Origin of the sequence: Mesorhizobium sp. B2-6-1 (assembly GCF_006440475.1) — a bacterium.
Lineage (GTDB): Bacteria > Pseudomonadota > Alphaproteobacteria > Rhizobiales > Rhizobiaceae > Mesorhizobium.
Window position 1 is genome coordinate 254,136 of sequence record NZ_VFUH01000002.1, and the last position, 19,989, is coordinate 274,124.

22 protein-coding genes are annotated in these 19,989 nt (G+C 64.1%); 7 read left to right on the forward strand and 15 right to left on the reverse strand.

The window, feature by feature from the left end:
• Positions 1 to 39: 39 nt before the first annotated feature.
• Together FJ443_RS05940 and FJ443_RS05945 are read left to right on the forward strand one after the other, a co-directional pair.
• Positions 40 to 1,194, forward strand: coding sequence for a PA0069 family radical SAM protein (locus FJ443_RS05940; protein WP_140514951.1), 1,155 nt, complete (start codon positions 40 to 42; stop codon positions 1,192 to 1,194).
• Positions 1,195 to 1,336: 142 nt separating this feature from the next.
• Complete coding sequence (locus FJ443_RS05945; protein WP_140514759.1) at positions 1,337 to 2,032, forward strand: ribonuclease HII; 696 nt, start codon at positions 1,337 to 1,339, stop codon at positions 2,030 to 2,032.
• Between the two features lie 321 nt (positions 2,033 to 2,353).
• Here FJ443_RS05945 and FJ443_RS05955 read toward each other — a convergent pair whose 3' ends face one another.
• The 7 genes from FJ443_RS05955 to FJ443_RS05985 all read right to left on the reverse strand — a co-directional run bounded on the left by FJ443_RS05955 (position 2,354) and on the right by FJ443_RS05985 (position 7,954).
• A complete protein-coding gene (locus FJ443_RS05955) occupies positions 2,354 to 2,845 on the reverse strand; it encodes a F0F1 ATP synthase subunit B (RefSeq protein ID WP_140514758.1) in 492 nt (163 codons plus the stop codon).
• A 10-nt stretch (positions 2,846 to 2,855) separates the two neighbouring features.
• Positions 2,856 to 3,455 carry a F0F1 ATP synthase subunit B gene (locus FJ443_RS05960; RefSeq protein WP_140497966.1) on the reverse strand — a complete coding sequence of 200 codons (600 nt, stop codon included), beginning with the start codon at positions 3,453 to 3,455 and terminating at the stop codon, positions 2,856 to 2,858.
• 78 nt (positions 3,456 to 3,533) lie between these two features.
• The gene (locus FJ443_RS05965) at positions 3,534 to 3,758 is read right to left on the reverse strand and encodes a F0F1 ATP synthase subunit C (protein ID WP_140497964.1); all 225 of its coding nucleotides are present in this window, start codon (positions 3,756 to 3,758) and stop codon (positions 3,534 to 3,536) included.
• Positions 3,759 to 3,842: 84 nt separating this feature from the next.
• Positions 3,843 to 4,601, reverse strand: a complete 759-nt coding sequence (locus tag FJ443_RS05970; protein ID WP_140497962.1) for a F0F1 ATP synthase subunit A — start codon at positions 4,599 to 4,601, stop codon at positions 3,843 to 3,845.
• Between the two features lie 87 nt (positions 4,602 to 4,688).
• Positions 4,689 to 5,087 (reverse strand): AtpZ/AtpI family protein, encoded by a 399-nt coding sequence (locus tag FJ443_RS05975; protein ID WP_140498124.1) that lies wholly within the window; start codon positions 5,085 to 5,087, stop codon positions 4,689 to 4,691.
• Positions 5,088 to 5,343: 256 nt separating this feature from the next.
• The gene (locus FJ443_RS05980) at positions 5,344 to 6,525 is read right to left on the reverse strand and encodes a cell wall hydrolase (RefSeq protein ID WP_140514754.1); all 1,182 of its coding nucleotides are present in this window, start codon (positions 6,523 to 6,525) and stop codon (positions 5,344 to 5,346) included.
• A 100-nt stretch (positions 6,526 to 6,625) separates the two neighbouring features.
• Positions 6,626 to 7,954 carry an MFS transporter gene (locus FJ443_RS05985; protein WP_140663079.1) on the reverse strand — a complete coding sequence of 443 codons (1,329 nt, stop codon included), beginning with the start codon at positions 7,952 to 7,954 and terminating at the stop codon, positions 6,626 to 6,628.
• A gap of 115 nt (positions 7,955 to 8,069) precedes the next feature.
• On the opposite strand from FJ443_RS05985, the gene FJ443_RS05990 reads away from it, so the two are divergent.
• Complete coding sequence (locus FJ443_RS05990; protein WP_140663081.1) at positions 8,070 to 8,990, forward strand: LysR substrate-binding domain-containing protein; 921 nt, start codon at positions 8,070 to 8,072, stop codon at positions 8,988 to 8,990.
• Between the two features lie 73 nt (positions 8,991 to 9,063).
• On the opposite strand, the gene der is transcribed toward FJ443_RS05990, so the two are convergent.
• Both der and FJ443_RS06000 read right to left on the reverse strand, forming a co-directional pair.
• A complete protein-coding gene (der, locus tag FJ443_RS05995; protein WP_140497954.1) occupies positions 9,064 to 10,497 on the reverse strand; it encodes a ribosome biogenesis GTPase Der in 1,434 nt (477 codons plus the stop codon).
• Positions 10,498 to 10,500: 3 nt separating this feature from the next.
• On the reverse strand, positions 10,501 to 11,166 hold the full coding sequence (locus FJ443_RS06000) for a tetratricopeptide repeat protein (RefSeq protein WP_140514747.1): 666 nt from the start codon (positions 11,164 to 11,166) through the stop codon (positions 10,501 to 10,503).
• 190 nt (positions 11,167 to 11,356) lie between these two features.
• Between FJ443_RS06000 and FJ443_RS06005 the strand changes: the two genes are divergently transcribed.
• Positions 11,357 to 12,370, forward strand: coding sequence for a polysaccharide deacetylase (locus FJ443_RS06005; RefSeq protein WP_140663391.1), 1,014 nt, complete (start codon positions 11,357 to 11,359; stop codon positions 12,368 to 12,370).
• Between the two features lie 36 nt (positions 12,371 to 12,406).
• Here the strand turns inward: FJ443_RS06005 and sbmA are convergent, their stop codons facing one another.
• The 3 genes from sbmA to FJ443_RS06020 form a co-directional block, all read right to left on the reverse strand.
• Positions 12,407 to 13,666 (reverse strand): peptide antibiotic transporter SbmA, encoded by a 1,260-nt coding sequence (sbmA, locus tag FJ443_RS06010; protein WP_140497950.1) that lies wholly within the window; start codon positions 13,664 to 13,666, stop codon positions 12,407 to 12,409.
• Positions 13,667 to 13,781: 115 nt separating this feature from the next.
• Complete coding sequence (locus FJ443_RS06015; RefSeq protein WP_140520835.1) at positions 13,782 to 14,942, reverse strand: YbfB/YjiJ family MFS transporter; 1,161 nt, start codon at positions 14,940 to 14,942, stop codon at positions 13,782 to 13,784.
• A gap of 76 nt (positions 14,943 to 15,018) precedes the next feature.
• Positions 15,019 to 15,219 (reverse strand): hypothetical protein, encoded by a 201-nt coding sequence (locus FJ443_RS06020; protein WP_140520836.1) that lies wholly within the window; start codon positions 15,217 to 15,219, stop codon positions 15,019 to 15,021.
• A 93-nt stretch (positions 15,220 to 15,312) separates the two neighbouring features.
• Between FJ443_RS06020 and FJ443_RS06025 the strand changes: the two genes are divergently transcribed.
• Genes FJ443_RS06025 through FJ443_RS06035 form a run of 3 tightly spaced genes read left to right on the forward strand, consistent with a single transcriptional unit; the run spans position 15,313 to position 17,935 of the window.
• Complete coding sequence (locus FJ443_RS06025) at positions 15,313 to 16,305, forward strand: LysR substrate-binding domain-containing protein (RefSeq protein ID WP_140663084.1); 993 nt, start codon at positions 15,313 to 15,315, stop codon at positions 16,303 to 16,305.
• A complete protein-coding gene (locus tag FJ443_RS06030; RefSeq protein ID WP_140663086.1) occupies positions 16,302 to 17,558 on the forward strand; it encodes an aminopeptidase in 1,257 nt (418 codons plus the stop codon). Before FJ443_RS06025 ends, FJ443_RS06030 begins: the two co-directional genes overlap by 4 nt.
• 23 nt (positions 17,559 to 17,581) lie before the next feature.
• On the forward strand, positions 17,582 to 17,935 hold the full coding sequence (locus tag FJ443_RS06035; protein ID WP_140559348.1) for a DUF488 domain-containing protein: 354 nt from the start codon (positions 17,582 to 17,584) through the stop codon (positions 17,933 to 17,935).
• Positions 17,936 to 18,121: 186 nt separating this feature from the next.
• On the opposite strand, the gene FJ443_RS06040 is transcribed toward FJ443_RS06035, so the two are convergent.
• The 3 genes from FJ443_RS06040 to FJ443_RS06050 all read right to left on the reverse strand — a co-directional run bounded on the left by FJ443_RS06040 (position 18,122) and on the right by FJ443_RS06050 (position 19,810).
• A complete protein-coding gene (locus FJ443_RS06040) occupies positions 18,122 to 18,475 on the reverse strand; it encodes an ArsC family reductase (protein ID WP_140663088.1) in 354 nt (117 codons plus the stop codon).
• A gap of 217 nt (positions 18,476 to 18,692) precedes the next feature.
• Entirely contained in the window at positions 18,693 to 19,046 is a 354-nt protein-coding gene (locus tag FJ443_RS06045; protein ID WP_140497937.1) for a nuclear transport factor 2 family protein, read from the reverse strand.
• A gap of 131 nt (positions 19,047 to 19,177) precedes the next feature.
• Positions 19,178 to 19,810 carry a 2'-5' RNA ligase family protein gene (locus tag FJ443_RS06050; RefSeq protein ID WP_140514736.1) on the reverse strand — a complete coding sequence of 211 codons (633 nt, stop codon included), beginning with the start codon at positions 19,808 to 19,810 and terminating at the stop codon, positions 19,178 to 19,180.
• Positions 19,811 to 19,989: the final 179 nt, after the last annotated feature.

Genomic DNA, 19,989 nt, shown 5'->3' on the forward strand with positions numbered 1-19,989 from the left:
ATTCGAAACAACATGGACAGTCCTTGGGAGCGGGCGAAGATGGAACCGATCATGCGCGCCGACATTGCCGCCTTCGGAGCAGGACGAGCCGAAATGGCCAACGCGATGATCGAGCAGAGCGGCATGCGCGTCCGCCCCGACCGCAACCGCGGCCGGTCGGCAGGCATCAACCCGTCCGGTCGGTTCGAGCCGGTCAGCCGGCATGTCTTCGACGATGGCTGGAACTCGCTGGAGGAACTGCCTCCCTTCAAGACCGAGGTACAGGTCGAGAAGCCGCGTACCATCATCACCCGCAATGAATCGCCCGACATCTCCTTCGACCGCTCGATCAATCCCTATCGCGGCTGCGAGCATGGCTGCGTCTATTGCTTTGCGCGGCCTACGCATAGTTTCATGGGCCTGTCGCCGGGGCTGGATTTCGAATCCAAGCTGTTCGCCAAGCCCGACGCGGCGCGCCTGCTCGACAAGGAACTGTCGAAGGACGGTTACCAGCCGCGGACCATCGCCATCGGCACCAATACCGATCCCTACCAGCCGATCGAGAAGCAGTACCGGATCATGCGCGAGATCCTCGAAGTGCTGGAGGCGCGCGGCCACCCGGTCGGCATCGTCACCAAATCCGCTCTGGTGACGCGCGATATCGACATCTTGTCACGCATGGCCGAACGGGGCCTCGCCAAGGTGGCGTTGTCGGTGACGACGCTCGACCGCATGCTGGCGCGCACCATGGAGCCACGCGCCTCGACGCCGGCCAAGCGGCTGGAGGCGATCAGGCAGCTTGCGGATGCCGGCATCCCTGCTTCGGTCATGGTGGCGCCGATCATCCCCGGGCTGACCGATCAGGAGATGGAACGCATCCTCGATTCGGCGCACCATGCCGGCGCACGCGAGGCGGGCTATGTCGTGCTGCGCCTGCCGCTCGAGGTCAGCCCGATCTTCAAGGACTGGCTGCTGCGCCACTATCCCGACCGCTATCGCCATGTGATGTCGCTGATCCGCTCGATGCGCGAGGGCAAGGATTACGATTCGGAATGGGGCAAGCGCATGAAGGGCGCGGGTCCTTACGCCTGGCAGATCGGCCGGCGCTTCGAAATCACCGCCAAGCGGCTCGGTCTCAATGCCGAGCGGCGCACGCTGCGGACCGACCAGTTCGTCGCCGCCGGCAAGGACCAGGAGCAGTTGATGCTGCTTTGAACGACCGCGGCTGTTTGCCGCCGTGGCGAAAAAATCCCGTCCGGCCTGCCCCGGCCTGCAGACGGTGCCCTCCCGGTCCGGCGCCCCACCCGACCCGGAGGGACTTGCGGAGAATCAGAGCCGATGCGAACCTCGCCGCAACATGGCTCGCGCGCGTTCTGATTCTCCGCCTCTCTTCGAAATCGTCGAGAAACCCGATTTCTCCTTCGAGACGAAGGCGATGGCCGAAGGCCTGTGGCCGGTCGCGGGGATGGACGAGGCCGGACGCGGCCCGCTGGCCGGACCGGTGGTGGCGGCTGCGGTCGTGCTCGACCCTGCCAACATCCCCGACGGCCTCGACGATTCCAAACGGCTCAGCCATTTGCAACGCGAGGCGCTGTTCGTGCGCATCATCGGCTCCGCGCTCGGCGTGTCGATGGCCTCGGTCAGCGCCGAGGGCATTGACGGCAGCAACATCCTCAAGGCGAGCCTGGAGGCGATGCGCCGTGCGGTCGCCGGCCTGCCGGTGCAGCCGAAGCTCGCGCTTGCCGATGGGCGCGACGTGCCGCCGGGCCTGCCTTGCACGGGGCGCGCGCTGATCAAGGGCGACCAGCGCTCGCAATCCATCGCCGCCGCCTCGATCGTCGCCAAGGTGATGCGCGACCGCATGATGTGCGGCTGCGGCAGCCATCACCAGCACTATGGCTTCGAAGTGCATATGGGCTATGCCACGGTCCGCCATCGCACCGCGATCGAGACGCACGGGCCGGTGGCGCGGCTGCACCGCGTGTCGTTCGCGCCATTCAGGCTTGAAGGTGCCGAGGTGGTGGAAGAAGAGAGCTTCGCCGGGCTGGATTAGGGCGGCTCGATCTATCTTGCGTTGGTAGGATTGGCGAAAGCGGCGGTGACAGCCAATCTCCCCCCTCGTGGGGGAGATGTCCGGCAGGACAGAGGGGGGCGCTGTCCCTCCAGCCTATCAGTTAGTCTTGCCCAGGTTCCCTGCACTATCGGCACCCAATTCAGCTGATTTTGAATCGAGCGCTGGCGTTCCTTCGCGCCCCCCTCTGCCCTGCCGGGCATCTCCCCCACGAGAGGGGAGATCGGCAGCGTTGACCTCCGCGCCACAACAAAAAGCCGCCGGGTTTCCCAGGCGACCTTTTTTCATTTCTGTTGTTTCAGCTCAGTTCAGCTTCGCCTTCACATCGGCGAGCGAGGTCTTGAACAGGTCGGCTCCCGCCTTGGCGTCGATCTTGCCGGCGAGCAGCGTGCGAGCGGCTTCGACGGCGATGTCGACGGCGCTGGCGCGCACTTCGCCGATCGCCTCGCGCTCGGCCTGGCCGATCTTCTGTTCGGCAAGAGCGGTGCGCCGCGCGACGTAGTCCTCGGTCTTCTTGTGCGCCTCGGCGGCGAGCAGTTCGGCTTCGCGCTTGGCCGCGGCGACGATGTCTGCGGCCTCCTGCTCGGCTTCCTTGCGCTTGCGCTGATATTGGCCAAGCAGCTGCTGGGCCTCCTCGCGCAGCCTGCGCGCCTCGTCGAGCTCGCTGCTGATCCTGGCGGCGCGGGCATCGAGCGCCTTGGCGATCAGGCGGGGCACCTTGATGTAGATAGCGATGCCCAAAAAGATGACCAGGGCGATCGTGGCCCAGAGCGTTGCAAGAGATGTGGCGTCCATGATGCGCTCCTCACCCGGCCACGGATTTGACCGCGGCCGCGATCTCGGCCTTGCTGGCCTTGCCGCCGACCAGCGCCTCGACGATCGCCGAGGCAGTGTCCTCGGCGATGCTGCCGACTTCCTTCATGGCGTTGGCCTTGATGGAAGAGATGCGCGCCTCGGCCTCGCCGAGCTTCTCGTCGAGCGCGGCCTCGATCTTCTTGCGCGCGGTCTCGGCTTCCGCCTTGGCCGCGTCATTGGCCTGCTGGCCGATGGCGTTGGCGTTCTTCTTGGCTTCCGCCAATTCCTGCTCGTAAGCAGCAACGGCAGCGTCGGCCTCGCCCTTCAACTTCGCGGCCTGATCGAGATCCTGGCTGATGCGGTCGTTGCGGACATCGATGATGCCGCCGACGCGCGGCACCACCACCCTCTTCAGGAAGAGGTAGAAGAGCCCGAACGTGATCGCCAGCCAAAGAAGCTGCGACGGAAACGTCGCCGGATCGAATGGCGGAAACATGCCATGCGCTTCGGCAGGCACGCTGGTGCCGGAATGCGTGTCGCCTTCCGTCGCAGCGTGGCCAGCCTCGGTGGCAGGCGCGGACTCTTGCGCAAAGGCAGATGTCACGAACATGGACTATCCCCTGATATCAGACCCGCCGCTCTCGCGGCCGGCCTGTCCAATCTTCCCATAGCTTAGCCAAATAGCGGCTCAGCCAAACAGGGCCAGCAGCGCGATGAGAAGCGAGAAGATGCCCAGAGCTTCGGTCACGGCGAAGCCGAAGATCAGACGGCCGAACTGGCCATCGGCGGCCGACGGGTTGCGCAGCGCGCCCGAGAGATAGCTGCCGAAGATGTTGCCGAGGCCAATGCCCGCGCCGCCCATGCCGAGGCAAGCGATGCCGGCGCCGATGTACTTTGCTGCTTCTACGTCCATTTGTTCAACTCCTTTGGATCTGAAATTCCGTTGCGATTCCATTCCGGCGGCAATGTTGAAAACTCTTGCGCCGGAAATTTTTTATCAGTGCCCCGGGTGCAGGGCGTCGTTGAGATACATGCAGGTCAGCACCGCGAAGACATAGGCCTGAAGGAAGGCGACCAGCAGTTCGAGCGCGGTCAACGCCACGGCCATCGCCAGCGGCAGCACCGAGCCAGCGACGCCGACCGCGCCCAGCGCCGAGAGGCTGACGACGAAGCCGGAGAAGACCTTCAGCGTGATGTGCCCGGCGAGCATGTTGGCGAACAGACGAACCGAGAGGCTGACAGGGCGCGAGACGAAGGAGATCACTTCGATCAGCACCACCAGCGGCAGCAGGAACACCGGCACGCCTTGCGGCACGAACAGCTTGAGGAAACCAAGGCCGTGCTTGCCGAAACCGTAGACAATCACGGTGCCGATAACCAAGACGGCGAGGCCGAAGGTGACGATGATGTGGCTGGTGACGGTGAAGAAATACGGGAACAGGCCAAGCAGGTTGGCGACCAGCACGAACATGAACAGGGAAAACACGAAGGGAAAGAACTTCATGCCCTGCGTGCCGGCGGCGTCACGCAACATGTTGCCGACGAATTCATAGGCCATTTCGGAGATCGATTGCAGCCGGCCGGGAACGAGGCTGCGGCTCGACGTCGTCAGAAACAGGAATGCCGCGGCGACGACCACGGTCGCGACCATGAACAGCGCCGAATTGGTAAAGGACAAGTCGTAGCCGCCGATATCGATCGGTATCAGCTTGTTGATATGGAACTGGTGGATCGGATCGACCTTGTCAGCTGCCACGTTCAAACCCCGTCAGTGCCGCATGCGGCCTTGTTACCATGCCGCCCGTCGAAAGGCGGCTATTTCCAAATGCCGCCTGAAGGGCGGTCACTTGCTGTCGTCGCGGCCAGAGCGCGATTTGTCGCCCTGTCCGAATTCCGCCACAACGCCTGCCGAACGCATGACATTGAGCACGCCCGCGCCAAAACCAAGCAGCAGAAACACGATCAGACCCCATGGCGATGTCCCCGCCAGACGGTCGATGATCCAGCCGATGGCGGCACCGACCACCACCCCGGCGATGAACTCGCTGGACAGCTTGAGTGCCTGACCGTACCCGGTCACTGGTTTCGCGTCTTTCCCCTCGAGCCGGTCCGGCCGTCTTGTCGCAAGCGATGCTTCAAGTTCACGCCGGCGGCGCTCAAGTTCGTCGTCGCGGATGGCGGCTTCGTGCTGCTTGCCGCGGCCGGTTTCTCCGGTTCCGCCTGGCCCAGTTTCATCGGCCATCGCAACCCCCCTGCCCGGGCAGACCGTCACCGTCCGTCCGCTTCTAAAGTCGCCGGCAACATAGTTAGAGGGTTTGCGCCCGTCAAGCCACGGGCGGAAGTTCGTTACCATGTATTTTATACAATGAAATCAATATAATAGAGAGGTGCGACATCGTGCCCGCCATGGCGGCGCGGACGCCTTGAGCGAATCCTCCGCGCGACGGCTCTTCGAGAGACCGCGCAGCCGCGCAAAAATATGGACGCCTATCGGGCGTTCAGCTCCAGCCGCCGCCATAGGTGCGGTAGAAGATATGCAGGCCGATCTTGGTCATCTTCTGCATCGTACGCGCCCAGTTGGGATGGACGTAATTGGCATAGTAATGGGTCGACGATCCGACTTCGGGAATGAAGACCTTGCCGGCGGTCACCGCCATGCCGACGTCCTGCGCAGTCTTGTAGGCGACCGGGTTGTCGATGCGCTTCTTCCTGCCGTCGCAGGCGAAGGAGAACTGGCAACGGTTGAACCAGCTGTCGTTCTGGTAGACGACGCCGCAGATCGAATTGGGATAGGCCGGATTGCGGACACGGTTGAGGATGACCTGGGCGACGGCGGCCTGGCCGCGCACGGATTCGCCCCGCGCCTCGAAATAGATGCCGTTGGCCAGGCATTTCTGCTCGGGCTTGGAGAAGACGCTCGCCGGAAGTGGATTCTGGATCCACGAATGGTCGCCCTTGGCCATCGGCGGGATGAAACGGCCGTTGTTGGGCTCCTCGTCCTGGAGCAGGGCCTCGAAGGGCGACGCCTTGGCATAATCGGGCGCGGCCTGCGCATAGGCCGTCGCCAGCACATCCGGATGATCGTTGTTGACCAGGGCGGCAAGCATGGGCGACACGCCGGGATCCGGCTTCTTGTCCTCACGCGCGTGGAATGCCGCGGCGATCTGGATTTCCTTGCCTTTGATCTGGGGTTTGGCGAAAGCCATCTTCAGGCCGCTGTCCATGCTGGGCCGCAGCAGGGATGAGGTGCGCTCGAAGATCGAGCCGGCGTTGAAGTTCTTCGGCGGGGCGACGGGAGAGATCTGGACGATGCGGCCCTTCTTGTCGGCGCGCACGATGCGGTCCTCATCAGGCGTAGTGCTGACCTTGCCGCCCTTGCCGCGAAAGGAGACGGCGCCGACGCCGGGCAGGCGCACCCCCGATCCGGAGAGCGAACCCGTCACAGCGTCGTCGACAAACGGCATCTCGGCGGCATGGACCGATCCGGCGACGGATTTCTCGACATAGGAATTCCAGCGGGTCGGCGCCTCGAGGCCGGAAACGAGGCTCGTCATATCCTGGTAGGCGGAAACCGTCGGAAATCCGATCCAGATGCCGAGGCCGACGATGAAAGGTGCCACGAGGCTGCGTTTCTTCTCACCGGCGACGGCAACAAGGCGCGTCAAGACACGTCGATGCACGGAACTCTCTCCAGGAACGCTACTGACCCCACTGGAGAGCAAAATGATGCATTAACCTTGATGGGACGTTAACAGCTTCGATCGGGTTTTCCCGGTCGGCTCAGGCTCGTGGTTGCGAAGTGGGGCGGTTTTGCGGCGGGACGGACATGGAGGCCGGCCGCAGGAAGATGGGCCACGCGATCAACGCGCACGCCGCCGCCGACAACCAAACGCCGGGCCAGGACCAGAGATGCAAGAGCCCCGGAATGGCCACCGGAACCAGGAAGAAACCTATGAAAACGAAGCTGTTGGCCAGGCTGAGCGCGGTGCCGACATGGCCGGCGCCGGCAAGCGTGGCAAGCTCGGTGTAGGCGACGCCATGCCAGGCGGAGACCAGGATGCCTGCGACAATCAGCATCACGGGAAGCGTGGCCATCACGACGGGTTGGCCGCCTGATATGGTCGGGCCGGCCAGGACCAGCAGCCAGAGCAGCGTGAAGGCAAGCGCGCTGAGCGCACTGCACAGGCGCAGGAACGGCCGGCGGTTGCCGTGGCGGTCGGTGAAGCGGCCGCTCCAGACGCGCATCGCCATGGCGCCGGTCTGCACGGCGGCGAGGCTTGCGCTGGTGGCCAGGGTCCCCATGCCGGCGAAGTCGTGCAGGAAGACCGATGCGAAGGTGAGTACGGCCACTTGCGGAAAGCACAGCAGGCCGATGGCCGCTGCGATGCGCCAGACCTCGACATTGCGCAGCGGCCGGGGCCCGGCCAGAACGGTCGGCGCGGCCGAACCCTGTGTCGGCGGTTCGTGCAGCCAGCGCCAGGCGAAGAAAGCGGAGATCACGGAGAAGGCGGCGAGCAGGCCATAGACCGCCGCGAAGCCATGCGTGGCGGCAAGCAAGGGCAGGACAAGAGCGCCCAGCCCGCCGCCAAGCGGCACCGCCGTCTGCCGGATGCTCATGGCGAATCCGCGTTCGCCTTCCCGGAACCAGCCCATGATGGCGCGGCCGCTCGAACCGTTGACGCTGCCGCCGAGCAGGCCGGTGGCGAGCAAGGCGGCGGCCAGGACATGAACGCCCGGCACGCCGGACGGGGATGGAACGACAAGCAACGCCATCAGGAACAGCCATGCCGCCGTGGCGCCGAGCCCGGTCAAAAGCACACGGCGATCGCCCCAGCGATCGGTGAGCAGGCCCCAGGGCAGTTCGCTGAGCGCAACGCCCAGACCGAGAAGGCCAAGCGCCAGGCCGAGCTGAGCATTGCCGAGATGATAGCCCTGCCGCATCAGCACCGCGGTTGCCGGTATGCCGGAGAAAGTAGCGGAAAAACCGGCATTGGCGGCGACGCCGATGCCCAGCACCTTCCAGCGGTGATTGGGCGTGAAGGTCCTGGAGCCGGAGCCTTCGGCCCGTGGCGTCGACTGACAATCGGTGCGGGTGACGATGGCGGACATGGTTTCATTCCCGTTTGCGGCCCGGTGACCGGCTTGACGGCGCATGTCTATCGCCATACCTTTATCCATAAAATCAGGAAGTTTTTGACGCACAATCCTAAAAAACGGGATTATCATGCGACGCGTGACATTCGACCTCGACGTCCTCAGAAGCTTCGTCACCGGAATGGAGCTTGGCAGCTTCGCCAAGGCGGCCGACCGGCTTGGCCGCTCGACCTCGGCGGTCAGCGCGCAGTTGAAGAAACTGGAGGAGCAGGCGGCGACGCCTATCTTCCGCAAGTCGGGACGCGGGCTGGCACTGACGGAAGCCGGCGAGACCATGCTCGGCTATGCGCGGCGGCTGGTCGAGCTCAATGACGAGGCGGCCGCCGCTATCCATGATGTCGAGCTGGAAGGCTGGGTGCGGCTCGGCCTGCAGGAGGATTTTGGCGAGGCGGTGCTACCTGACGTGCTCGGCCGCTTCGCCCGTGCCCATCCCAAAGTCAAGATCGAGGCCCGCATCGCGCGCAGCCATGAGCTCGCGGAGCGGATCATCTCGGGCAGCCTGGACATCGCACTTGCCTGGCACAGCGGCGCGACGCTGCCATACAGCCAGCATGTCGCCGACGTGCAGATGCGCTGGATCGGCCCGGCAAAGCGCATCGAGACCAGCCTGCGCCATGGCGAGCCGCTGCCGCTGGTGGCGCTGGAAGCACCTTGCCTGTTGCGCACGGTCGCAACCGAAACGCTCGACCGCGCCGGCCTGCCCTGGCGCATGGCCTTCTCCAGCCCGAGCCTTGGTGGCATCTGGGCGGCTGTTGCAGCCGGGCTCGGGCTGACGATCCGCACCGACATCGGCCTGCCGGCCAGCGTCAGCGCGATGACGCCGGAGATTGCCGATCTGCCGGCGCTGCCCAGGATGGCGCTGTTCCTGCACCGCAGGGATGCCGAACCCGAACCGGTGGCCGCCCGCCTCGCCGATATCCTGCTGGAAGCGGCGCGGCAGGCGCTACCGGAGGGCGCGCGGACGGATGAGAACCTGCTGAAGGTCGCCTAGGCCCTGGTCGCAACCCTCTTCGTCATTCCAGGGTCTACACCGCGTCGAAGGGTTGGCACCCTTCCCCCGGACGTCAGCGCTTCTTGGCCCTGCCGGCAAAGGGATTGTCCGAAGTCCTTAACGCCATGCGGATCGGTACGCCCGGCATGTCGAAGGCTTCGCGCAGGCTGTTGGTGAGATAGCGGACATAGGATTGCGGCATCGCATCCGGGCGCGAGCACGAGACGACGAAGCCCGGCGGGCGCGTCTTGGCCTGCGTGACATATTTGACCTTCAGCCGGCGACCGGCAACCGCGGGCGGCGGATGATGCGCCAGAATGCCTTCCAGCCAGCGATTGAGCCTGCCGGTCGAGACGCGGCTGTTCCAGACCTTGTGCGTGCGGATGACGGCTTCCATGAGCTTGTCGAGGCCCCGTCCGGTCTCGGCCGAAACCGTCACCGCCTGCATGCCGCGCGCCTGCGGCAAAAGCCGTTCGGTCTTTTCGCGCAGTTCGGCCAAGAGTTCCTGCGGATTGTCGATCAGGTCCCATTTGTTGAAGGCGATCACCGGCGCGCGGCCCTCGCGGATGATCAGGTCGGCGATCTGGAGATCCTGCTTCTCGAAAGGGATGGTGGCGTCGAGCACGATGATGACGATCTCGGCGAAGCGGATGGCGCGCAGGCCATCCTGCACCGACATGACCTCGAGCTTTTCATGGATCCTGGCCTTGCGGCGCATGCCGGCGGTGTCGAACAATTTTATACGGCGGCCGCGCCAGTCCCAATCGACCGAGATGGAATCGCGGGTGATGCCGGCTTCCGGTCCGGTCAAAAGCCGCTCCTCGCCGATCAGCGCGTTGATCAGCGTCGACTTGCCGGCATTGGGGCGGCCGACGACGGCAATGCGCATCGGCTTGGTGTCGTCATAGGCCGGCACCTCGTCGGCGTCGGGATCGGCGATATCCTCGCCGATCAGCACCTCGCTGGAGGCGATCTCCTCGTCGTCGTCCTCATCCTCGCCAAAGGCTCTCGCCTCGCCAAGTGCGGCGATCACCGCGTCGCGCAGGTCGGGCATGCCTTGGCCGTGTTCGGCCGAGACCGGAACCGGCTCGCCAAGCCCGAGCTCCCAGGCCTCCAGCATGCCGCCCTGCGCGCCCTTCGCCTCGGCCTTGTTGGCGACCAGCACTACCGGCTTGCCGGATTTGCGCACGATCTCGGCAAAGGTCCGGTCGTCCGGCAACAGGCCGGATTTGGCGTCGACGGTGAAGAAGATCAGGTCGGCCTCACGGATAGCGATCTCGGTCTGCGCACGCATGCGGCCGGGCAGCGTCGAGGCGGCGGCGTCCTCGAAACCCGCAGTGTCGATTACGTCGAAATGCAGGTCGTAAAGCTTTGCCGCATGGACGCGGCGGTCGCGGGTGACGCCCGGCGTGTCATCGACAAGCGCCAGCTTCCTTCCCACCAGCCGATTGAAAAGAGTCGATTTGCCGACGTTAGGCCGGCCAATGATGGCGACTTTGAAGCTCATATGTCACGACGCGCTGCCCGAGCCGCGGATCAGCTCGGACATCAGGGTCGCCCGTTCACGGGTGTTGCGCGGGGCACCGTCATCGGCGGCGATCTGGTCGAACAGCTTCAGCGCATCCTGGGTCTTGCCTTCCTTCCAGGCGGCCAGCCCGAGCGCCTCGCGCGCGGTGTGGCGCAGCGTGTTGGTGTCCGAGGTCAGGGCCTCGACGCGGCTCGACACATCGGCGAAGGAGCCGTGATCGACCAGCAGCAGCGCCGCCCTCAACCGCGCCATGTCGCGAATGCCCTGGGGAATGGCGGCGTCGGCCGCCACCTCGTCGAAATCCTTGACGGCTGCGTCGACGTCGCCCTTGTCGGCCTTGACGGTGGCCGCGCGCATGCGGGCGAGCAGCGGATAGGCGCCGTAGCCATCCTTCTCCAATTGATCGAGCGCGGCCAGCGCCTCGTCGTTCTTGCCGTCATTGGCCAGCTTCAACGCTTGCGAGAAGGCATCGCCCGAACGGTTGGCGCGGGTCTCGTCCCAGTAGCGGTAGCCGACGAAGGCGGCGGTGCCGAGCACGACCAGCACCGCGACCACAAGCAGGGCCGGGCCGAAACGGTCCCACAGCTTCTGCGCCTGTTCGCGACGGATCTCGTCGTTGACTTCACGGATAAAACTGTCGTCGGACATCAATAAAACCATTCCTGCCCCGGGCCGGAGCGTTCGCGAGCCCGCGTTTTAGCGAAATTTTGTCGGCATGGAAGGGGTTCGACCGGAAAATCACCTATTCGCGGGGCAAACGGACGAAAAGGCCACCGCACCCACGCCACATTTGCGCTATAGCGGGGCCAAAACCGCCCGGGGTCAGTAGCTGTTGCCAATATCCTTTTCGTCTCGCGTTGCCGCGTTCTGTCTCGCTTCGCTTGCCACGGCCGGTGCGGCTTTCGCCGATCCACCCGGCTCGCGGGCGCCTTTGCCGGCAAGGCCGAAGCAGGTCGTCATCATCTCCTTCGACAGCGCCCGCGACATCTCGCAATGGAAGCGCAGCCGGGCGCTGGCGAAGCGCACCGGAGCGCATTTCACCTATTTCCTCTCCTGTGTCTTCCTGCTGTCACCCGAAACGCGCAGCCAATACACCGCGCCGGGCAAGACATCGGGCAAATCCAACATCGGCTTCGCCGCCTCGACGCAGGAAGTGAGCCAGCGGCTGGAGCAGATCGGGCTTGCGGCATCGGAAGGCCATGACATCGCCAGTCATGGCTGCGGCCATTTCGACGGCAAGGGCTGGAGCAAGGCCGACTGGCTGAAGGAGTTCGCCTCGTTCGAGCACATCCTCGAAAACGCCTATGCGATCAACGGCATCGAGCCCGAGCCGACCGGCTGGCGCGATTTCGCGCGGCATGCGGTGGTTGGCTTCCGCGCGCCCTATCTGTCGACGAGCAAGGCGCTCTACGAGGCGCTGCCCGCCGCCGGTTACCGGTTCGACGCCAGCGGCGTCTCGCGCGGCCCGGTCCAGCCGCCGACCACCGCCGGCCTCGCGCGCTTTTCACTGCCGCAGATCCCGGAAGGACCGAAATCGCGGCCGGTGATCGCCATGGACTACAATCTCTATGTCAGGCATTCCGGCGGCTTCGAGCGGCCGAGCAAGGCAGGCGAGTTCGCGGACCGCACCTACCAGGCTTTCCGCGCCGCCTTCGAGGATCAATACCGGGGCAAGCGCGTTCCGCTGCAACTCGGCTTCCATTTCGTGCTGATGAATGACGGCGCCTACTGGAACGCGCTGGAGCGTTTTGCCGGCGAGGTCTGCGTCAAATCAGACGTCGAATGCATCAGTTTTCGCGATTACATCTCGCGGCAGGGTTCTGGCCAGAAGCAGGCTTCCGTCGGCGGCTGAGCCGCCGACCCGTTTCGCACCCAGGTCTTTCCTGACTTAAGCGGGATCCTCGGCGCCTTGCCGCGCCAGATAGCGCTGGTCGATTTCCGGCAGCGGCTCGCCCTGCAGCGTCGCCTCGAAGGCGCGCAGGCGCTTATGCACCGATTGCAGTTCGACGATGGTCGACCAGGAGGTGAGCAGGAACTGCAAAGAACCCGTCACCTTGCCGAATGCATTCGAAATCTGGTTCAGCGCGCCGAACGTTATCTTGTGGGCGACCAGCGACGGCCCGAGGATCAGCAGCGAGAAAATATTGTCGGCCTGCAGGTAGGTGTACCGGACGACATTGAAATAGATGTAGTGGAAATACAGCCGGAAATAATTGTGGCGAACATTGGCGAACAGCGCGGCGGTGGTGGCGGGCTGGGCCCGGTCGGCATGATCCTCGCCGTAAACGAGCTCCTTGCGGTAGGCCGCCTCCACGCGCTGGTTGCGGAACTGCAGCCCTGGAAGCTTCATGCCGGCAATCATGACCGAAATCGTTCCGAACAGACACCAGGCCAGTGCCGCCACCACCAATGGCTGGGGGATCGCGCCGATGATCGGCAACTCGGTTATATGGGCCTGCAACTGGATCATGACCGGCAGGAAGGCGATCAGCGTCATGATCGACTGGACGAAGCTGGAACCCAGATCTTCCATGATCTGGGAAAACCGCATCGTGTCCTCCTGGATACGTTGCGAGGCGCCCTCGATGTGGCGCAGCCTGCCCCAGTTCTCGACGAAATAGTTGTTCATCGCCGTGCGCCAGCGGAAGATCCAGTGGCTGACGATGAAGGCGTTGACCACCTGCACGTTCATGCCGACCAGCGCAAGCCACGAGAAATCGGCCAGCCCAATGTAGAATTCGGCGTTGGTCGATTTTCCGGTGCCCGACATCAGCCCCTGCACATAGTCGAAAAAGGGGCCGTACCAGGCATTGACGGCGACGCTGACCTGCACATTGAAATAGATGAAGAACAGGATGACCGCCGTCATCAGGATAGACCAACGTTGCCACGGATGCGGCGAATACCAGCTCCAGAACGCATAGAAAGCGACCACGCAAAACGCGAAGTAGATGTAGAACCAGAGAAACGGCTTCGAGACGAGGACGGCGATGCCGATAATGGGCGGTGCACCGGCTGCTGCCGGCGGCAGGCCGAAGACGGCGCCCAGTTGCTCACCCCCGAAAAACCAGAACAGGATCGCCGCAAGGCTCCAGACGGCGGCCGAAGAGAAAAACAGCTTCGGCTGCGGGAAGAAGGATACGAACACTGTGGCGAATTCCTCGGTTTTTGCGCAAATCAGCTGAGTTCAGCGGGCATAAAGTCACACATTAGGGGGAAAGAAAATGCCCATGCCCGATGCCCGGCACCGAGCAAACCCACAATCATGGCGATTTTGGCGCGGCCGACCATATGATGACGCCGGAGGCGACCAGAACGGCCGCGGCGGCGATCGAGGCAAGGAAGAAATCGCCCGACGCCTGCGCCAGGAGCCCGGCGGCAATCGGGCCGATGATCTGGCCAAGACCGAACGAAGCCGTCATCAAGGCGAAGGTCCGCCGGGGAGCTTGTGGCGCCAGTTGCCGCGCGGTCTGCAGGCCGATCGCGGTGATGGCAATGAACGTGCCGCCAACGAGCAGGCCGCCGAGCAGCGGCCCGGTGCGCCCGCCCACCGCGACGCTTGCGACAATGCCGACGACCTCGACGAAACATCCCAGCGCATAGGTCGCGTAAAGGCCGATCCGCGCCGATATCTTCTGCCAGAGCCAGACCGAGGGAAAGCCGGCAAGACCGGTGACCATCCAGACCACCGCCTCGAACACGCGTCCGCCGCCGCCTTGCCGGACAATGGCGACAAGAAAGGTCGCCGTTACCACGTAGCCGAAGCCGAACAAGCCGTAAGCGACGATCACCTTGGTCAGCGAGCGGTCTTTTGGCAGCGCCGGCTCGCGGCCGGTATCGCCGCTGGCCAGCGGACCGCTGTCCACCAACAGCGCCACCACGACGAAGCCACAAGCCGAGATCGCCGCCGACCACAGCCAGCCCGCCGCCCAGCCGGCATGTTCGCTGACCAGGGCCGCCATCAGCACCGAGGACAGGGCGATGCCGAGGCCGACGCCGCCGAAATGCCACGCCTGCAGATCGCTGCGGCCGGCCGCGGCAAGATGGCTGAAAACAATGCTGGCCAGGAACACCATGACGAAGGCGCTGGCCAGGCCTGCAAGAAAGCGGATGACGAGAAAGGCGGCGATCGTATCCGACAAGCCCATCAGCGCGGCAAGCAAGGCGCTGGCGCCGAGGCCGGCCAGCATCAGCAGGCGCTCGCGTCCATGCGCCCAGCCGCCCGCCGCGGCGAAGGCGCCGGCGAGGTAGCCGAGATAATTGGCTGACGCGATCCAGCCCGCATCGGCCGCCGACAGATGGAGTTCTTCCATCATGCCGGGCAGGATCGGCGTATAGACGAAACGACCAATGCCCATGGCGACAGCCATGGCGATCATGCCGGCGAAAGCGAACCGCAGCGCTGTTGAGGTGGCGGATGTCATCGCGGTGCACAATAAGTGCGAAGACCGGCGACACAACGCGCTTGCGTTGGGCCAGGCGCCGGACCGTCAGCACCAATCAGCGGCAGCCCGCTTGCGCCGTCTCGTGGGCGGTGCGTCGCGCCGTCAGCCGGAACGGCATGTCGCCGAGCTCACGCTCCGACATGGCGTCGAGCACGGGATGCGCAAGCGGATCGGCCAGCCAGGCGACCATTTCGCAGCCGTCTGGCGGCTCGTGCACAGGGAATACTATCTTGAGCGACGATAACAGCCTCAACATGTCAGCCTCCGCAGGCCTGTCCCGTGAATAAAGTCTGCGCTTTCGGCATCACTTTCAATTGAGATTTCAGCCCCGCTGGTTTAGAAAAACTCAATGGCCATGCTCAACCGCGTCCACCTCAACGGCCTTCGCGCCGTGGAGACCGTCGCCCGTCTCGGCTCGCTCGCCGCGGCCGCCGGCGAACTCAACGTTTCGGCCAGCGCCGTCAGCCAGCAGATAAAGCGCGCGGAGCAGCAGCTCGGCCAGGCCGTGTTCGAGCGAACGGCCAAGGGGCTGGTCCTGACGGAATTCGGCGCCATGTTCGCGATGCGCCTCGGCGCGGGTTTCCGCGAGCTCACCCAGGCCGTGGCGCTGGCCGACGAGGCGCGACAATGCACGCTGGTGGTTTCCGTGGCGCCGGCATTCGCCTCGAAATGGCTGCTGCCGCGGCTGTCGCATCACTTCACCCGGCATCCCAACGTGCTGTTGCGCATCGACGCCTCGGTGCGGCTGGCCGACCTCGACCATTCCGATATCGATATCGCCATCCGGCTTGGCGACGGCACATGGCCGGCCAGCAAGGCGGAGTTGCTTTTGGCACAAGAGGTGTTCCCGGTCTGCGCGCCCTCGATAGCGAAGAAACTGAAATCGATCGAAGACCTTGCCCAGACCTGCGCGATCACCGACGAACGGGCGATGATCAACTGGGAAAGCTGGTTCGACGCCGCCGGTGTCGAACCCGTCACCTTCCTGAAGGGCGCGCGCTTCACCGATCCGATGCTTTGCCTGGAATCGGCGATTGCCGGCCATGGCGTGATGCTGGGCTGGCAGTTGCTCGCCGCCGACGCGCTGGCCGACGGGCGGCTCGTCGCGCCGTTCGGGATCCGCGCCCAGAGCGGGCTTGGCTATTGGCTGGTGACCTCCGCCGCCAAGGCCGAAAGCCGCAAGGTCCGGGATTTCAAGCTCTGGATCAGGGAAGAGATCGAGGCGACGATGGCGCGGTTCGGCTCCGCGAAGACGGGCACGACCGATGCGATCACGGTGGAAAGCACCGTGGCGCCGGTCTATGTAGAGTCCGACATCAAACTACGGCAGGCAGGATCATGACCACACATTCGCGCGGCGTTTCCGCAACGATCGACCCGGTGAAGCTCGACAGGCTGGCCGAAGTCGCCATCAAGGTGGGGCTGCAATTGCAGCCCGGGCAGGACCTGGTGCTGACCTCCTCCATCGCCGCGCTGCCGCTGACCCGGCGCATCGTCGAGCATGCCTACAAGGCCGGCGCGGGGCTGGTGACGCCGATCTTCAACGATGACGAGATCACGCTGGCGCGCTTTCGCTATGGCGCCGACGCCGGCTTCGACCGCGCCGCCGGCTGGCTCTATGAAGGCATGGCCAAAGCCTTCTCCAACAATGCGGCGCGACTTGCCGTGCGCGGCGAAGATCCCTCGCTCCTGTCGGCGCAGGACCCGGCGAACGTGGCGCGCGCCAACAAGGCCAATTCGATGGCCTACCAGCCGGCGCTGGAAAAGATCACCGGCTTCGACATCAACTGGAACATCGTCGCCTGTCCCGATCTCGCCTGGGCCAAGCAGGTCTTCCCCGATGATGCCGACGATGTTGCGGTCGCCAAGCTCGCCGACGCCATCTTTGCCGCCTCGCGGGTGGACGTGGAAGATCCGATCGGCAACTGGAAGGCGCACAATGCCGCCCTTCGCAGCCGCACCGAATGGCTCAACGGCCATGCTTTCCATGCGCTTCATTTCACCGGGCCGGGCACCGACCTGACGGTCGGGCTGGCCGACGGCCATGAATGGATGGGCGGCGCCTCCACCGCCAAGAACGGCGTCACTTGCAATCCCAACATCCCGACCGAGGAGGTCTTCACCACGCCGCATGCACGGCGGGTGGAAGGCCATGTTTCATCGACCAAGCCGCTCTCCTACCAGGGCACGCTGATCGACGAGATCTCGGTGCGTTTCGAGGGCGGCAGGATCGTCGAGGCGAAGGCTTCGAAGGGCGAGGACGTGCTGAAGAAAGTGCTGGACACCGACGAGGGCGCACGCCGGCTTGGCGAAGTGGCGCTGGTGCCGCATTCCTCGCCGATCTCGGCGAGCGGCCTGTTGTTCTTCAACACGCTGTTCGACGAAAACGCCGCCTGCCACATCGCGCTCGGCCAGTGCTATTCGAAGTGCTTCGTCGACGGCGCCTCGCTCAGCCAGGCCGAGATCGCGGAGCGCGGCGGCAACAAGAGCTTCATCCACATCGACTGGATGATCGGCTCGGACAAGATCGACATCGACGGCGTCGGCAAGGACGGCAGCCGCGTGCCGGTCATGCGCAAGGGCGAGTGGGCCTGACGGGAGCGCACGAAGGAGAGCGGATGGCCTTCGAGATCGCGGTCAAACGGGTGTATGAACCACCCTCGCCCGATGACGGGCAGCGGGTCCTGGTCGATCGTGTCTGGCCACGTGGCGTCAGCAAGGAGCATGCCGCGCTGGCGCTATGGCTGAAGGACATCGCGCCGAGTACCGACTTGCGCAAGTGGTTCGGGCACGAGCCCGAACGATGGGCCGAGTTCCAGAAGCGGTATCGTGCCGAACTGGAAGGCAATGGCGAGGCCGTGGCGCAACTGCGCGCCCTGCTCCGCGACGGCAAGGTGACGCTGCTCTACGGCGCCCATGACGAGGCGCACAACAATGCCGTGGCACTGGCGGGGTATCTGAGAGGACAGTGACCTGTCCCTTCGTCATCCTCGGGCTTGACCCGAGGATCCATGCCGTGACGTCCGTCCGCAAATGCAACGGAGCAGAATCTGCACGGCTGCGACGCCCAAAAGTCACGGCATGGATCCTAGGGTCTGCGCCGCGTCGCTTCGCTCCTTGCTCCGCCCTAGGATGACGAACTGAGAGTGTACCGCGCCCTACTTCCCGACCACCGCCGCCTCATAAACATCCGGCTTGAACCCGACCAGGATGCGGTCGCCAACCTCGAGCACAGGCCGTTTGATCATCGTCGGCTTGGCCAGCATCAGTGCCTTGGCCTTCTTTTCATCCAGGCCCTGCTTATCCTTGTCCGGCAACTCGCGGAACGTGGTGCTGCCCTTATTGAGCAGCTTTTCCCAGCCGACCTTGCGGACCCAGCCATCCAGCCTGCCCGCCTCGATGCCTTCGGCCCGATAGTCGTGGAACCGGTAAGGCACGTCGTGGCCATCCAGCCAGACGCGGGCCTTCCTGATCGTGTCGCAGGTGGTGATGCCGTACATGGTGATCGTCAAAACAGGTGCCTTCCGGACTTCGAATCTGGCCGCAGATTAAGCAGCCCCGGCGCGCTTTGCCAGCGGCCCGGCAGAACCATCGAAGAGTAAGTTTCTTCAATGGCGGGCGCGCGGTCGCCGATCCGTGACGACGATGTGCATCAGGTCGGATAGCGGCCAGGACATGATCCTGGCCGCTCAGGATGCGGCGAAATGTGCCGACAGCCGAAAACCCGTCTCAATAATAGAAGCGCTCTTCGGCAATCTTGCCGTTCTTGACCGTGTACAGGCCAACCTCGTCCATGGTGACACGCTGGCCCGTGGCCTTGGGCGTTATGTCAAATGTAAAGCGCACGGCGAACTGGTCGCCGTTGACATAAGGGCCCTCGACCGAGCCGCCATGGACTTCGTTGTTTTCCTGCCACCACTGGCCTTTCTGCTTGACGGCGTCCTTGCCGCGGCAGACGGCCATCGGCCCCTCCATGGCCTCATAGCTGACGATGTCGTCGGCGTTGTATTTCTCGGCAGCACTTTCGTAGTCACCGCGCTTGAGAAGCTCCGTGAAATCCTTGGCAATTTCCGTGTTGGTCATGTGTTCCTCCTGTTCAGACGCATTGCAAATAGGGAAAGGTTGGCGGCCTGCCATCGTCGTGCCGTCTGGTAGCTGACATGCCATGTCAGGATGATGGACCGCGCGGACTATGCGAGGACGATTCCAGGCTCTCACATGGCGGGCAGTGCATCGTCCTGGCCGGTCAGCCGCCAACGTCCGGGTTGCTTGTAGGCGCCCTTCCCAATGAGACTGTGGATCAGCACAAAATCCCGGACAGTCCAGCCGATCGGATCGATCGACCGCTCGCGAATGCTGGGAACGCCCACTTCATCACGAAGCAATGTAACATGCGGTTCGATGGACCTGGTGAGAAAGGGTTTTAGCGGGCTGTCCGAGATCACCGCCGTGAGGTCACGCCAGAACTTCTGCAGCGGCGGATTGCCATCGCTGCCGCGCAGGACCAGTGCACCACCGCCAAAAGCCGACAGGCGATCGAACGAGACCTCGAAGGGCTTCGCAACGATCATCGATCCGATATGACAGGCGGCCTCTGCCAGCTCCTGCGGGTACTCCTCATGGTCGCCGAGCCCGACAAGCGAGATGTGGATGTGATTTTCCGGAACCAGCCAGCCTTGCAATCCGAACTCACGGTTCAAGGCAATGGCCTTTCGCGCGAGACGACCAGCAATCGCGCTGCCGACGAGGATGGCAAAGAACAGCCGGTGGAAATGCTTCCCGGCCTGTTCCCATCGGAAAAAGGCCTGGCCGTTCTTCGCGGTTCCGAATGCGGGTTGCCCACTCATACTGATCTCGTCCGCCAATTGACTCAGGTTGGGCATATTAGAACAAAACGAGAACAACCGCAAGCCGAAAAATGACGCAGGCGTTGGGGCTCCCGCACCGCCGCATGCATCCAACCCCTGAAGGAGTGCTTCCTTGCGGTACGCCAATCGCCGACGACGCCGGCAGATATGGCGCCTGG

What these genes read in the sequence shown, in the direction of transcription:
- FJ443_RS05940 (WP_140514951.1), top strand. Translation starts at nt 40, where the DNA reads ATGGAACCGATCATGCGCGCCGACATTGCCGCCTTCGGAGCAGGACGA.
- FJ443_RS05945 (WP_140514759.1), top strand. Translation starts at nt 1,337, where the DNA reads ATGGCTCGCGCGCGTTCTGATTCTCCGCCTCTCTTCGAAATCGTCGAG.
- FJ443_RS05955 (WP_140514758.1), bottom strand. Translation starts at nt 2,845, where the DNA reads ATGGACGCCACATCTCTTGCAACGCTCTGGGCCACGATCGCCCTGGTC.
- FJ443_RS05960 (WP_140497966.1), bottom strand. Translation starts at nt 3,455, where the DNA reads ATGTTCGTGACATCTGCCTTTGCGCAAGAGTCCGCGCCTGCCACCGAG.
- FJ443_RS05965 (WP_140497964.1), bottom strand. Translation starts at nt 3,758, where the DNA reads ATGGACGTAGAAGCAGCAAAGTACATCGGCGCCGGCATCGCTTGCCTC.
- FJ443_RS05975 (WP_140498124.1), bottom strand. Translation starts at nt 5,087, where the DNA reads ATGGCCGATGAAACTGGGCCAGGCGGAACCGGAGAAACCGGCCGCGGC.
- FJ443_RS05985 (WP_140663079.1), bottom strand. Translation starts at nt 7,954, where the DNA reads ATGTCCGCCATCGTCACCCGCACCGATTGTCAGTCGACGCCACGGGCC.
- FJ443_RS05990 (WP_140663081.1), top strand. Translation starts at nt 8,070, where the DNA reads ATGCGACGCGTGACATTCGACCTCGACGTCCTCAGAAGCTTCGTCACC.
- der (WP_140497954.1), bottom strand. Translation starts at nt 10,497, where the DNA reads ATGAGCTTCAAAGTCGCCATCATTGGCCGGCCTAACGTCGGCAAATCG.
- FJ443_RS06000 (WP_140514747.1), bottom strand. Translation starts at nt 11,166, where the DNA reads ATGTCCGACGACAGTTTTATCCGTGAAGTCAACGACGAGATCCGTCGC.
- FJ443_RS06015 (WP_140520835.1), bottom strand. Translation starts at nt 14,942, where the DNA reads ATGACATCCGCCACCTCAACAGCGCTGCGGTTCGCTTTCGCCGGCATG.
- FJ443_RS06020 (WP_140520836.1), bottom strand. Translation starts at nt 15,219, where the DNA reads ATGTTGAGGCTGTTATCGTCGCTCAAGATAGTATTCCCTGTGCACGAG.
- FJ443_RS06025 (WP_140663084.1), top strand. Translation starts at nt 15,313, where the DNA reads ATGGCCATGCTCAACCGCGTCCACCTCAACGGCCTTCGCGCCGTGGAG.
- FJ443_RS06030 (WP_140663086.1), top strand. Translation starts at nt 16,302, where the DNA reads ATGACCACACATTCGCGCGGCGTTTCCGCAACGATCGACCCGGTGAAG.
- FJ443_RS06035 (WP_140559348.1), top strand. Translation starts at nt 17,582, where the DNA reads ATGGCCTTCGAGATCGCGGTCAAACGGGTGTATGAACCACCCTCGCCC.
- FJ443_RS06045 (WP_140497937.1), bottom strand. Translation starts at nt 19,046, where the DNA reads ATGACCAACACGGAAATTGCCAAGGATTTCACGGAGCTTCTCAAGCGC.
- FJ443_RS06050 (WP_140514736.1), bottom strand. Translation starts at nt 19,810, where the DNA reads ATGAGTGGGCAACCCGCATTCGGAACCGCGAAGAACGGCCAGGCCTTT.